Genomic DNA, 13203 nt, shown 5'->3' with positions numbered 1-13203 from the left:
GCTCTGGACGGGGGCGGGTGCGGGAGGCGGCTGGGGCACCTCGGGTTCGGTGGCTCCGACGCGCCCCGACGCGAGCATCAGCAGGCAGAACCACCCTGCGGCGGCGGCCGGTGCGCGGCGCATGGGACGGAATTCCAATTCACTGAGAGAACGGAAGGCGGCGGGAAGCAGCTTCATCTGGGATGACACCTTGGGTAGGGGCCCTGGGGTAGGGAGCACCGAAGGTGCGGAATCCCTTTCGCCTGCGACAGCAGCCCCAAAGTGCCGTGATTCATCGCATCGTCTTCCCAACCTCTCAGGTTCGGATGGGCTCCCCGCGTCGCCGGCTGCCCTCTGAAACGGGGCCCGTGTTCGGTGCGAACCCAGGTGTTCAATGCCTGCCGTTGTTACCGGTGATGGCTGGCTTTCCCTGTTTCAGGATGCTACGGAGATGGGGTCCCGGACGCAGGCGTGACACCCCTTTTCCGCCGCGTGTCCGGGAGGAACGACAAGGCCGTGACTCCAATGGATTCGAACCTGAGCGACGTGGGCGGGGGACCCGGTTCCAGTGCCACCCGGCTGGTGTGGGCGCGGGTGATGCAGGGCGCGGTGGAGGACGCGGTTCGCGCCTACGAGGCGATGGCGGCGGGCCACCGGGAGCGCGTGCTGGAGGAGGCGCTGGTGGTGCCCGCCGCGACGCGCGACACGTTGGTGGAGGTGCTGCGTCAGGCGCGCGACTTCGCCGGAGCGGCGCGGTTGTTGGAGGCGGACGGTGACGACCGGGCCGCGGCGCCCATGTACGAGCAGGCGGGAGCGCCGCTGCTGGCGGCGGAGGCCTGGCTGCGGGTGGGCGAGCAGGCCCGTGCGGCGGCGGCCTTCGAGCGCGCGGGTTCGCTGGAGCAGGCGCTGGCGTTGTACCAGGCACTGGGCGCGCGCGAGTCGCTGGCGCATCTGCTGGGGCGCATGAACCGACCGATGGAGGCCGCGGAGGTGTTCCACATGCTGGGCAACACGCACGCGGAGCTGGAGATGCTGCGAGCGGTTCCCACGGACGATGCCCAGCGCCCGGAGGCGGTGCTGCGGATGAGCTCGCTGCTGGACGCCGAGGGCGCGACGTGGCGCGCGCTGGTGTTGCTGGCGGACGGCCTCAAGCACGCGACGGGCGCGGGGGCGGCGATGCTCCAGGCGGAGCAGTCCCGGCTGTTGCGGCAGATGGGGCTCGCGTCGCCGCCGGAGGGGGGCGTCGCGGCGGAGAAGGCGCCGCCGGTGGTGGATGGTTATGGCTATCTGAAAGCCATTCCCATCTTCGATGGTCTGTCATTGGAAGACATGCGCGACCTGTACCGGCTGGCGCGGCCGGTGCTGGTGCCGGCGGGGACGACGGTGCTGGAGAAGGGCGCGAAGGGCGGAGGGCTGGTGGTGTTGCTGGAGGGCATGGTGAGTGTGTCCACCGGCCCGGGCCCTGAAGCGCGCCAGCTCAACATGCTGGGGCCGGGCGCGTTCCTGGGAGAGATTTCGCTCATCCTCGACGGGCCGGTGTCCGCGCACGTGCGAGCGCATACGGTGGTGCGCGCGCTCAGGGTGACCCGGACGGACTTCCAGTACTTCCTGGAGACGCACGAGGCCGCGGCCCTGCGCATCTTCCGCCTCTTCACGCAGAGCCTGGCGGAGCGGGTGCGGGCGCTGAGCAGTTGAAGTCACTCACTCCGGAATGGGTTCTTCCGCCCACTCGCAAGCTTTCGCGGTGATGAAGAACTTCGAGACACGGTCCGGGATGGGCTCATCAATGCCATTGGGACCGGGGTCCAGGTCCAGGGTGACGAGTCCTTCCTTCCAGGTGATGCGGGCGCCATCGTCGACCACCAGATAGCTGCTGTTGCCCTCGGTGAATTGGAACGCCCTGACATCCAGGAAGCGCAGCCGGACGTGGACTCCCCTGGGATCGCCACCCTCTTTGCGTGCAAGGAAGATGACCTCCGCCCAGCCGATGCGCTGCGTCCGGTCCGAGAAGTCGAGGTGGATTGAGTGGAGGAGGTCGTCGTAGAGGTGTCCGTACCGTTCGAGCACGTCGCCATCTTCTGGCGTCAATCGGGTCAGTTGCATGCTTCCCTTCGCGATGTCTTCGCTGCTCATGGGATGGCTTCCTCCTCCCACTCGCAAGCCTTCGCGGTGATGAAGAACTCCGAGACACGGTCCGGAATGGGCTCATCAATGCCATTGGGCCCTGGATCCAAGTCCAGGGTGACAAGTCCGTCCTTCCAACTGATGCGGACGCCATTGTCGATCACCTGATAGCTTATGTTGCCCTCGGTGAACTGGAATGCCATCACATTGAGGAAGCGCAAGCGTATATAAACTCCCTTTGGTCCACCCCCTGCTTCGCGCGCATAGAAGACAACTTCAGCCCATCCGATGATCTGTCTCCGATCTGAGAAGTCGACGTGGATCGAGTGGAGGAGGTCGTCGTAGAGGTGTCCGTACCGCACAAGCAGGTCGCCATCCTCTGGCGTCAATGGGGTCATGGGCATGCTCCTGGCGCGCATCGTGTCAGCGGAAGATGCCGACGCCCGACAGGTGACCTTCCCGTGAAGTCATTCCTGACGTGGCAAGGGGCCCCCCTGCCAGGTGGTGTCCAGTGACACCTCGCCAGGACCCCCGGGCGCGTGCGTGCGCCGGGCTCCTGGGATACAGAGGGCCCTCATGGTGGACACCCCACACGCGCGGTCCTTGAAGGCGCAGGCAGCGGCCCTGGCCGCGCAGGGGCAGTTGGAAGCGGCGCTGGCCGGCTACCAGGAGGCCCTGCGTGCCGCCCCGGGTGACCCGGAAGGTCACCAGCGCGTGGCCGAATTGCTGGAGTGGCTGGAGCGCACCCCCGAAGCCGCCCGCGCCTACGACGACGCGGCGCTCGCCTGGACCCAGGCGGGGGACCTGCTTCGCGCGGTGGCCGCCACCGTGCTCTCGCGGGGACTCCGGGGGGCTCGGCCCCAGACGGTGCGGACCCTGGCGGAGCGCTTTGCCCTGGCCCCCGGTGCTCCGGCCCCGTCGCTCGCCCTGGTTCCGGAAGGCACGGACCCGGGCGTGCCCATCCTGTCCTGGGTGGGACGCGAGTCCTTCGTGGCGCTCGTGGAGGCGCTGGAGGTGCGCGCCTTCTGGCCGGGCCAGAAGGTGGTGGAGGAGGGCGCGGCGGGCGATTCGATGTTCGCGCTGGTGGAAGGGCGGGCGGAGGTGGCGCGGCGGGTGGAAGGCAACGCGCGCCAGGTCGTGGCCACGCTGGGGCAGGGACAGTTCTTCGGCGAGGTGGCGCTGGTATCAGAAGGGCCCAGGCTCGCCAGCGTGGAGGTGACGGAGCGCTCCGTGCTGCTGGAGTTCAAACGCGACCACCTGGCCCGCCTCCTCACCACGCACCCGGAAGTGGACGTCGCGGTGCAGGCCTTCTACCGGCGCCGGCTGGTGGAGAACCTGCTGCGGACGAGCCCCCTGTTCAACAAGTTGTCCCCCGAGCTCAAGCTCACCATGTCGCGTGAGTTCGACCTGCGCGCCATCCCCGCGGGCCAGGTGCTGCTCACGCAGGGGCAGCCCGGGGATGCCTTCTACCTGCTGCTGCGCGGCCAGTGCCTGCCGTCGCTGGAGCAGCCGTCGGGCCGCACCGTGGCGCTGCCGGAGCTGCGCGAGGGAGACGTGTTCGGTGAAATCTCCCTGCTGCTGGACAAGCCCGTGTCCGCGACGGTGCGCACGCGGACGGACTGCGTGGTGCTGCGCCTGGAGCGCGCCGCGTTCGAACGGCACCTGCTCAGCCAGCCCGGCCTCAAGGGCCTGCTGATGCGCATGGGCACGGAGCGCCTTCAGCAGACCGCGAAGGCGCTCTTCATCTAGCCTTCCGCGTCCAGCTTCACCGGGTGCTCGCGCAGCCACTCCTGAGCGCGGCGGATCCGCTCGGCGCCGCCCGCGCGGCCTTCCTTCTCCAGGAGCTGCCGGTAGGGCTCCAACTGCTCCGGCGTCCACGCGGGCAGGGCCTTCAGGTCCGCGAGCGCCACCATCTCCTCCGCGCTCCGTCCCCGCGCCTCCTGCCGCGCGGTGAGCAGCGCCGCAAGCACCAGTCGCGCCGGCTCCGCTTCGAAGGCGATGGCCGCGTCGGTGAGCCATTCGCGCGTGGGCTCGTCCGCGGCCGGGTCCTTCGCCCCCGCGCGCAGCCGCTCCAGCATCCCTTCGAGGAAGTCCGGATCCACCGCGACCTTCACCGCGCGCAGCAGCCCCGCGATGACCTCCCGCCGTCCCTGCGCATCCCCGGGCGGCGACTTCATCGCGCGCAGGGGCTCCCAGAGCGAACAGGTGAGCCACAGCTCCTCGTCGGGCGAGAAGACGGACGGCGTGGCCGGGTCGCGCAGCTTCGCCTCCACCCGCTGCGCGCGCTCCTTCGCCTCGCGGGAGATGCGCTCCACCAGCGCGGGGTCCGCCTGCACGTGCTTCACCAGCGCGTCCAGCTCTCCGGCCTCCGCCTTGCGCAGGGCCTCCGCGGCTTCGGGCGTAAGGGCCTCCGGCGCCATGCCGGCGATGAGCGCCTCGTACTTGCGCACCACCTCCGCGTGCTTCTGGCTCCACTCGCGGAACTGCACGTCGAACACCACGTCCAGCACCGGGTTGTCCTCCGGGCGCACCCGGCCCGTCTTCTTCGCCGCCGTGGCCAGGAGCGCGCCCACGCACAGCGCCCGCCGCTCCTCCGGCGTGCGCCCGCTCCGGGCCGCCTGCGCGAGCAGTCCCGCGCCCAGCTTCTCCTGGAAGCTTCGCGTACCCAGCTCCCGCACCACGCCCACGCGCAGCCGGTCGCGGGCCTCCATCGCGTCCAGGCCCTCTTCCGCCGCGAGCTTCGCCAGCGCCTGGCCCACGTGCTCGCTGAAGGCCTTCTCGTCGTAGCGCAGCCCCGGTTGGGCGCCCGCCGCGGCGAGCAGCACGCCCAGGTGCTCCAGGGCACCGGACAGGCGGGACACGTCCGCGTCGCCTAGCAGGGCCATGGCGCCCTCCAGGTCCTGCTTCAGTGGATGGGCGGGGGCGGCGGAAGGAGGCGGCGCGGCCTTCGCGCGGTCCTCGGCGGCATGACAGGCCTTGTACTTCTTCCCGCTGCCACAGGGGCACGGGTCGTTGCGGCCGGGCTTGGAAGTGCTCACGGCCGGCACCGTAAGCGAAACGCCCGGGCCCTTCCACGAGGGAAGGGGCCGGGCGTCCGGTGCTTCAGGATGAGCGGTTGCTGACTACTGGGGCGAGAAGCCCAGCGTCAGGCCGAACACGTGCGCCGAACCGGAGTACGTCCCGGGGATGCCCGGCGCGGTGCTGTCCTTGTCCACCAACGCGACGAACTGGTAGCCCAGGTCCGCGCGGAAGGGATTGAACGCGTAGCCCAGGCCCAGCGTGGCCTTGATGCGGTTCGCGTCCGGCAGGTCCGGCGTCAGCGTGTTGTTGGGGCTGGGCGACGGGTCGTACACGAAGCCCGCGCGCACGTTGAGCGCCGGCGTGACGCCGTACTCCGCGCCCAGGGCGTACTTCCACTTCGCGTGCCAGCGCTTGGGCAGCGGGTTGTCGATGGACGAGTCATCGAAGCGGATGGCCAGCTCGGAGAAGGTGGACCAGTCCACCCAGCTCGCGTCGAAGGCCAGCAGCAGCCGGTCCATGGGCGAGTACGACAGACCCGCCGTCACGGTGGACGGCAGCACGACGTCCGCGCGAGCGCTCTGGTCCTTCAGGCGGCTCTGGAACTCCGCCGGGATGTTCTGGAAGTCCGCCTTGCCATCGAAGTTGATCTGGATGGCGCTGCGGTAGTGGAGGCCGAACTTCAGGTTCTCCAGCACCGTCGCCTGCACGCCGACGTTGAAGCCGGAGCCCCAGTCCGCGCCGCCCAGGTGGATGCTGCCCTCGCTGTTGACGAAGTCCAGGCCACGCGTGAGCTCGATGGTGGCCCGCGCGATGTCCAGACCCACACCGAAGCGGAAGCGCTCGTGGAGCTCATACGCGATGGTGGGGTTGATGTAGTACGTGGCCAGCGACGACTCGTTGCCGCGGAAGCGGCCGCTGAAGCCGTCTTCCCAGCGGCTGCGCGCGCCGAAGGGCGTGTACACGCCCACGCCGACCGCCAGCTTCTGGAAGGGCTTGTACGCGACGAAGAAGTGGGGCGGAGGCGACAGGGTCGTCTTCTGCCCTTCCTGCTCGCCGCCCACCCGCTGGAACGTGATGGACGGGAGGATGCCGGTATCACCGAGGGTGATGTCCAGCTTCTTCACGCCCAGGATGTTGGCCGCGTTGTAGTAGACGGCGCTGGAGTCATCCAACGCCGCCGTGGCGGTGCCGCCCATACCGGTGGCACGCGCGCTGTGGGTGTCGATCTGGAAGCCCGCGGCCTGGCTCGTACCAGCCGCCAGCATCGCCACGAGGGAGAGTGTCTTTTTCATGGGTGTTTGAGTCCTCTCTCAGTGTGCGTTACGGCTGCGCCGCGACGGTGCCGGTCGTCAGGAAGCTGATGACCTGATCCTGGGCCGCATCGCGGATGGCGATGTTGACCCGGGGATCGCTCAGGAAGCCGTGCCGCAGGTCCGCGGCCAGGTCATCCGTGCTGTACGTGAACTGGTACGAGGCCACGGTGCGCGGCGCGGCGGTGCGGTTGGCCGCGGCGATGAGCGCCAGCGTCGTCGGGTTCGGGATGACGCCGTCGCCCGCGATGTACTGGATGAAGGCGCGGTGGACGTTCACGTCCGTGCCCGCCGCCGCCGTGTTCTCCAGGCCGTAGGCGTAGTTGCGGGGATCCGCCGGGTCCAGGATGGTGCCCGCCAGGCTCATGAACGTGTCGAACGCCGGGATGCCCGGGGTGATGCCCGCGGTGGCGAGCTGCGCGAGGAACGCGGTGCGCACGCTGGTGAAGGCGGGCGAGCTCAGCAGCACGCCGACCAGGTTGCCACCCGCGGTGTTGAGCACCGTGCGGTGCACGCGCGGAGACGTGCCGGAGATGAGCGTGCCCAGGATGCCGCCGAGGCTCTGGCCCACGTAGTCCACGTTGGTGGCGTCCAGCTTGCCGCCGCCGAACTGCACGAGGCCCGCGGACAGCTCGGGGCTCGACAGCACGCGCTGGAACTGCGCGAAGTCCACCACCGAGTGGCGGAAGTTGTCGCGCGTGGCGAAGAGGTTGCCCGGGTTCAGGATGTTCCAGCCGGAGATGGCCGGAGCGTTCGTCTGGGGGTTGAGCAGGAAGCTGCCACCCTCGCACTTCTTGTCCGCCGAGCAACGGCCCTGGCCCTGCGCGGAGCAGAAGAGGTCCGCCGGCGTGACGCCGCGAGCGGCGTCGTCGCACACCACGCGGGTGGCCTCGGTGCGCGCCACGCAGCGGCCGTAGGACTCCTTGGCGGCGTCGGCCTCGCAGCGCTGGGCGCTGGGGTCGGCGCACGCGCCGGAATCGCCCACGGTGCCCGTGGTGCCCAGGGTCGCGGCGGAGCCCACGCAGGTGGTGCGCTCGCCGTGGAAGACGGTGTCCATGGACACGACCGCGAAGCCGGCGCCGGTCAGCTTGTTGGCGACGCCGAGCACGTTGGTCCGGTTGCCGGTCAGGCCGTGGCCGAAGACCACCACCGGGTAGCCCGCGGAGGGCGCCGGCGTGTTGGGCAGCAGGATCATGAACGGGTAGCGCGTGGGACGCGCCTCCGCCGGGTTCAGCGTGCCGCTGGGGCCCGTCAGCAGGAACGGCGTGTTGCCCTGCGACTCGAAGGTGGATCCGATGTTGTTGGTCGCCAGACCGGAGGCGGCCATCGCGCCCTTCACCTGCGACGTGGTGGGCACGACGAAGTTCGGCGCGTTCGGGTACGAGACGGCCGTGGGCAGCGCGTGGAGCTGGTTGAGGACCGACGTGGTGCTCTGGGTGGTGAACGACCAGCCCAGGGCGACCTTCGAGCGGGGCAGGCCCGCCTTGGCCAGACCGTCGAAGTACGGCTTGTAGGCCGCGCGCACGGGCTCCAGCGCCTGCGCGAGCGCGTCCGGCACGGAGGAAATCTGGCTCTTGCCGTTGGCGAACACCGGGTTCGCCAGACGCATCAGCGCGAAGGCGGTGGCCGGAGCGACAGGGCGGCCCCGGGTGTCCTTCAGGTCCGTGGTCAGCACCGCGCCGTACTGCGTGGCGCCATCCAGCGGCGCCTTCGGGACGATCTGCAACTGCTGGGGCACGGGTGCGACGCCCGTCGGGGCCACGCTGGTGCCGCAGTCACCGGTGTTGTTCACCAGGCAGGTCGCCACGTCCGGCTGGGTGCCGGAGGTCAGGTTGGACAGCTTGAGGAACTTCACGCCCGTGGCGAGCGAGGAGGGGTCCACCAGGGGGGCCGGACCGTCCGTGGCGTCGCGGAACTGCGTGCCGTCCAGCACGCCGTGCGCGTCGCCGTTCTCCGACACGATGGCGCCGGTGGTGGAGAAGCCGTCCAGGGTGTTGAGGCCCTGGAACAACTGCTTCTGCAGACCGTCCTGCGCGGGGATGGGGAAGTTCAGGTGCGCGGGCGCCGTGGCCGTGGCCGGGACGCGCAGCAGGTCGTTGGGGAAGGGGATGATGGTCGGCAGCCGCGCGTTGGCCGACAGGTTGATGGTGGCCTCCGGCTGGTCGAGGATCGTGAAGGTCCACAGCAGGACCACGTCCTCGCGCTTGAAGCCCTTGGCCACCAGTCCGTCGATGAGCGGCCCGTAGCCGCGGCGCAACTGCTCCAACTGGAGGGCGCTGGCGGTCTGGTCGGCCAGACGCTTGGCGGGGTCCGTCTCCGTGGAGGGGATGATCTCCGTGGCAGGCGCGCAGTCCGGCGAGGTCAAATCCTCGCAGGTGACCAGCGACTTGGGGGAGCTGGCGAAGGCCCACGTGGCCGACCCGATGATGGGGTGGCCCTGCGTGGTCTTCAGGCCGTTCTCACCGCCGATGAGCGCCACCGCGTAGCGGCCGCCCTTCGGCCACGCCGGCAGACCGGTGTTCGCGTCGACGGGCGGGATGAGGTTGATGAGGTCCGTGTCCTCGTTGTACGCGACGGTCGGCGCGACCGGCTTGGTCGCGATCGGCGTGCCCGCCTTCAGGTCGATGAAGACGACCGTCTGCGCGCTCAGCGAACGCGGATCCAGGTCCTTCACCTTGGTGGAAGCCACCGCGGACGTCGGGAAGCCGTTGAGCGAGTTCAGGTAATCGCGCGTGAACTCCTGCTCCGCCAGGGACGCCTTCGTGTTGATGGGCGCGTTCACCAGGCCCGTGGCCCGATTGATGGCCAGGTCGTTGGGAGAGGGAACCACTGCGGGAGAGCCCGTGGGGTCGAACTCCGCGAGGCCAACGTTCGTATCCGGAGCGTCCTGCGCGATCTCGGGCGTGCAGGCAACAGCTCCCAGGGCCATGGCCCCAAGGAACAGCGATTTCTTCATGGTGGGATTCCCCTCCAGCCAAGGTGTACTGCTGGAAACATCGCAGTGAGTAGCACGCCCTCTGCCCGTCACAAAGTGAGAGGGGTTGACGCGATGAGTCAGGTATGGGGTGGCATTGCCTGCGTGCGAGTGGACGTCTCGCGCGGTGCGTGCGGGATGAGAGGCGTGACGCGAGAGCGAACGCGGTTACGCTCACGCCCCATGAAACGACTGCTGGCTGTGTTGGTGATGACCGTGGCGTTGGGCGCGAGCGCGGAAGAGGCCGGAGGCCTGACGTGGAGTGCGCCCCCGGAGTGGGCCGTCCAGCCCGCGCGGCCGATGCGCGCGGCGACCTACAAGATTCCGGCGGCAAAGGGAGACGCGGAAGACGCGGAACTGGCTGTCTTCTATTTCGGGCAGGGGCAGGGCGGCGCGGTGGATGCGAACGTGCAGCGCTGGGTGTCCCAGTTCCAGAAGCCTGACGGCAAGCCGGTGGATCCCGCCAAGGACGCGAAGACGAAGCAGGAGAAGGTGAACGGGATGCCCGTCACGACGGTGGAGGTGAAGGGCACGTTCACGGGCGGTGGACCCATGATGGCGCCGTCCGCGCCCAAGCCGGGCTTCAAGCTGCGCGGCGCCATCGTGGAGGGACCGGAGGGCGCCCTCTTCTACAAGCTCACCGGGCCGGAGAAGACGGTGAACGGGGCGGAGAAGAACTTCCGCAAGCTGGTGGAGTCGGTGAAGCCGGTGGCGAAGAAGTAGGGGCGGATCCGCCGCCTGCCCGGATGCCCTGGAGTGGCTCCGGGGCGGGTGGCGGGGCTTCGGCAAGCGGATTGCTAAGGCCCTCCGGTACACGGCGCCCGAACGCCGAGCACCGGAGGCCTCACGTGTCGATGTGCCGCACCCCTGAGTTCCAGACCTTCGTTTCCCGCGCCCTCACGCTGTTCCCCGAGGACACCGTCCTGGGAGCGCTCCAGCAGATGTACCGCCATGGCGTGCAGGTGCTGCCCGTGGTGGAGGGCCGTGGCGGCGACCTGCTGGGCGAGGTCACCGAGGACGAGCTGCACCGCGTGGCGCGTCGCCGCCCGCTGGCGCGGCTGGCTGAAATTCTGACCGTCAAGGCGCTGGCCGCGCCGGAAGAAACGACCGTCGAGCCCGTGGCCCCGCTGCGGCTGGCGGCGTCGAGCGGCTGGCTGCACTGAGGGGCGCTCGCTTCGCCTCCTCGCGTGGCCCGTGGGGCTTCGCGGCGGGAGGATTGCGCGGCAGAGGACGTCCCCGGCGGCGTGTCACTCGCCCTGCGGGGAGGGGAAGCCCTGGAGGCCGTGCACCTGACCGATGGTGGACACCTGCCCCCGCGCAAAGCGCCGGCAGCGAACACCTCACCGTGTGACTGGCGGCTGTCTGACGACTCGTACTGGCGGGCGGGCTGCAATCCCGGAAGGAGGTCAACAGCCTATCAGCGGTGCTCACGGCTTTCCGCCGCGGGCGGAGGAGGCGGGTCATGAAGGCAGTGGCGATCATCCTGGCGGCGGGCGGGGCCCGGCGGATGTCCCACCCCAAGGCGAACATCGAGCATGAGGGGGGCAAGAGCTTCCTTCAATCGTTGGCGTCCACCTTTGGCAAGGCGGGGTGCACGGTGTTGGGGGTGGTGGGCAAGGACTCGGAGCTGGTGCGCGAGATGCACCCCAGAATCCACCTGGTGGAGAGCGAGCGCTGGCTGGAGGGTGGCCTCCTGGCGTCGGCGCAGGCCGGAATCCAGGCCGCGCTGGATGATGGCGCGGACGTGGTGCTGCTGCACCCGGTGGACATGCCCGCCGTGCGCGTCAACACGCTCAAGACGATGCTCAAGTCCATGGGCGAGGCGGAGAACAGCCTGCGCCCCGAATTCGAGGGCGCCGCGGGCTGGCCGGTGATGCTGTCGCGCGCGGCCGCCGAGCGGCTGCTCAAGGCGGGCGGCACGGCGCTGGATCCGATGATCGAGGAGACCCGTCCGCGCCGCATGCAGGTGAAGGACCCGGGCGTGGTGGTGAACATCAACACGCCGGAAATCTACAAGACGCTCTTCACGACGGAGCCGAAGCCAGCCCCGCCGCCGAAGCGGCGCACCAAGGAGAAGTCGGCGACCAACGGCTCCGTTTCGGAGGCGACGTCCCCGACGTCCTACGCGGCGTCCCCGGAGGAGTAGGCGGTGGGCGCGGTGCCTCCCGGGGGGCGTGGACAGCAAGACCCCGGGAGTCTTTTCAGGCTTTCAGCCTTCAGAACGCAAGGCCCAGACCCAGGTAGGGGCCGGAGAAGGCGTCCTCGTGCACGACGCCATCCAGGTGGCCGGCGTCGTTGAGGTACAGCGTGCGCCAGCCGCCGCGCAGGTTGAGGGCGCCCAGGTGCAGCGCGAGCCCGGCCTGCGCGTCCACCTGGCGGTGCGGGAAGGGCACCACCTGGATGCGCGCCTCCACATCCAGCGGTGAGGGCCCGAGGCATGCCTCCAGCGACGCGGCGAGGCTGGGGCCCACGAAGATGACGTCCGGGGCGTGCGCGGACGCGATGCCGCCCTCGATGCGGAAGCGGCCGCGCTCGCTGGACCAGAGGGACGCGGTCAGGTGCGCGTCCAGCAGCGTGAGCCGGTCCAGGTCGTCCGAGCCGTCGTCCGCCGACAGCGCGATGCCGGTGACGCGCGCGTCCATGCCCAGCCGCTGGCCGTCCACGGCCATGAAGAGGCCCAGCGCGCCGCCCGTCTCTCCGAACATGTCGCCCTGCACGTTCAGGCGCACCATGGGGGGCATCGCCGCCGCGCGCACGCCCGGGCGGACGTTGGTCACGCGCGCCCCGTGGTAGGTGGAGGGGCGGCTCAGGAAGAGGAACTCGAAAAAGGACAGGCGCGCGCGGCTGGGGCGCACGTTCGCGCGCAGTGGGGCGTCCGAGGAGCGGCCGGCGGGGCTCGCGCGGTGCGCCCGGTCGTCGTCGTTCCGGGAGTCCTTGTCCTTCTTGGAGTCGGAGGACTTCGAGGAGGAGCTCGGCTTCGAGCGCTTGCCGAAGCGGGCCTCGGCGGGCCCCGCCCCCAGCAGGACACTGACAGCGATCGCGGCACACAGCGTCTTCCAGAAGCCCACGGCGAACCCCTCCTCTTCACCGGCCCACGGGATGGGCCACGGCCTCTTGACGCCTGCTCGCCCGGAATATTCAACCGCCATCACCCTCCCGATGCCAGGGCCCCCGGGGAGGGGAGGCGTGTTGGGAACGGGGCATGTGCGCCCCAGGACACCGCCCAGCCCCCAGCAGGGCCTCTGGAGTCTTGCGCGAGACCCTAGAAGGCGAAGCCGGCGCCGCCGTAAGGGCCGGTGAAGCGGTCCACGTGCGCGACGCCGTCCACCTTGCCCGCGTCGTCCAGGATGAGCCCGCGCCAGCCCGCGCGCATCACGAAGGCGCCCAGGTGCACCGCCAGGCCCGCGCTCGCGTCCAACTGCCGGTAGGGGAGCGGCGTGCCCTGCACGCGCACCTCCAGGTCCAGCGGGCCCACGATGCAGGCCTCCAGGGAGGCGGCGAGGCTGGGCCCCGCGAAGAAGATGTCCGGTGCGCTGGCGAAGCTGAGGCCGGCCTCCGCGCGCAGCCGCAGCCGGTCCGTGGACACGAGGGTCCCGGTGAGGTGCACCGCCACCAGGTTGATGACGTCCGTGCCCGCGGTGCCGTCGTCGGTGGGCAGGGTCAGCTTCGTGCCCTGGAAGGCGAAGCCCACCGCACTCCCTTCGATGCCGAGGAAGACGTCCCCGGAGGTGCCGCCGCCCATGGCGCCGACGTTGAGGCCCATGCGCACGTCGATGGGCGGGGACGGGGCACGCG

General features: G+C 70.0%; 11 protein-coding genes and 1 pseudogene. 5 read left to right on the top strand and 7 right to left on the bottom strand.

All coding sequences use genetic code 11. The features are described from left to right. Positions 1–504: 504 nt before the first annotated feature. The gene (locus D7V88_RS31165; RefSeq protein ID WP_120544262.1) at positions 505–1674 is read left to right on the top strand and encodes a cyclic nucleotide-binding domain-containing protein; all 1170 of its coding nucleotides are present in this window, start codon (positions 505–507) and stop codon (positions 1672–1674) included. Positions 1675–1680: 6 nt separating this feature from the next. Here the strand turns inward: D7V88_RS31165 and D7V88_RS31160 are convergent, their stop codons facing one another. Further along, positions 1681–2112 (bottom strand): hypothetical protein, encoded by a 432-nt coding sequence (locus tag D7V88_RS31160; protein ID WP_120544261.1) that lies wholly within the window; start codon positions 2110–2112, stop codon positions 1681–1683. Then, positions 2109–2501: a hypothetical protein gene (locus D7V88_RS42690; RefSeq protein WP_147448936.1), complete on the bottom strand. Its 393-nt coding sequence runs from the start codon at positions 2499–2501 to the stop codon at positions 2109–2111. Before D7V88_RS42690 ends, D7V88_RS31160 begins: the two co-directional genes overlap by 4 nt. 178 nt (positions 2502–2679) lie before the next feature. Between D7V88_RS42690 and D7V88_RS31150 the strand changes: the two genes are divergently transcribed. Next, on the top strand, positions 2680–3852 hold the full coding sequence (locus D7V88_RS31150) for a cyclic nucleotide-binding domain-containing protein (protein ID WP_120544259.1): 1173 nt from the start codon (positions 2680–2682) through the stop codon (positions 3850–3852). Here the strand turns inward: D7V88_RS31150 and D7V88_RS31145 are convergent. The 3 genes from D7V88_RS31145 to D7V88_RS31135 all read right to left on the bottom strand — a co-directional run bounded on the left by D7V88_RS31145 (position 3849) and on the right by D7V88_RS31135 (position 9390). Continuing rightward, complete coding sequence (locus tag D7V88_RS31145; protein ID WP_120544258.1) at positions 3849–5141, bottom strand: YecA family protein; 1293 nt, start codon at positions 5139–5141, stop codon at positions 3849–3851. The genes D7V88_RS31150 and D7V88_RS31145 overlap by 4 nt on opposite strands. Before the next feature lie 84 nt (positions 5142–5225). Continuing rightward, positions 5226–6416, bottom strand: a complete 1191-nt coding sequence (locus tag D7V88_RS31140; RefSeq protein ID WP_120544257.1) for an OmpP1/FadL family transporter — start codon at positions 6414–6416, stop codon at positions 5226–5228. Between the two features lie 28 nt (positions 6417–6444). Beyond that, positions 6445–9390, bottom strand: a complete 2946-nt coding sequence (locus tag D7V88_RS31135) for a hypothetical protein (protein ID WP_120544256.1) — start codon at positions 9388–9390, stop codon at positions 6445–6447. 201 nt (positions 9391–9591) lie between these two features. Between D7V88_RS31135 and D7V88_RS31130 the strand changes: the two genes are divergently transcribed. From D7V88_RS31130 to D7V88_RS31120, 3 genes are all read left to right on the top strand, one after another. After that, positions 9592–10131 (top strand): hypothetical protein, encoded by a 540-nt coding sequence (locus D7V88_RS31130; protein WP_208726580.1) that lies wholly within the window; start codon positions 9592–9594, stop codon positions 10129–10131. 131 nt (positions 10132–10262) lie between these two features. Beyond that, entirely contained in the window at positions 10263–10571 is a 309-nt protein-coding gene (locus D7V88_RS31125; RefSeq protein ID WP_120544254.1) for a CBS domain-containing protein, read from the top strand. Between the two features lie 299 nt (positions 10572–10870). Then, complete coding sequence (locus D7V88_RS31120; protein WP_120544253.1) at positions 10871–11554, top strand: nucleotidyltransferase family protein; 684 nt, start codon at positions 10871–10873, stop codon at positions 11552–11554. Between the two features lie 70 nt (positions 11555–11624). On the opposite strand, the gene D7V88_RS31115 is transcribed toward D7V88_RS31120, so the two are convergent. Both D7V88_RS31115 and D7V88_RS43230 read right to left on the bottom strand, forming a co-directional pair. Next, complete coding sequence (locus D7V88_RS31115) at positions 11625–12476, bottom strand: porin family protein (protein WP_120544252.1); 852 nt, start codon at positions 12474–12476, stop codon at positions 11625–11627. Between the two features lie 194 nt (positions 12477–12670). Further along, positions 12671–13203, bottom strand: a pseudogene (locus tag D7V88_RS43230) (hypothetical protein); the annotation flags it as partial.

This window comes from Corallococcus terminator (assembly GCF_003611635.1).
Taxonomy (GTDB): domain Bacteria; phylum Myxococcota; class Myxococcia; order Myxococcales; family Myxococcaceae; genus Corallococcus; species Corallococcus terminator.
Note: the sequence above shows the minus strand (reverse complement) of the source record. Positions and strands in the feature narration are given on the sequence as shown.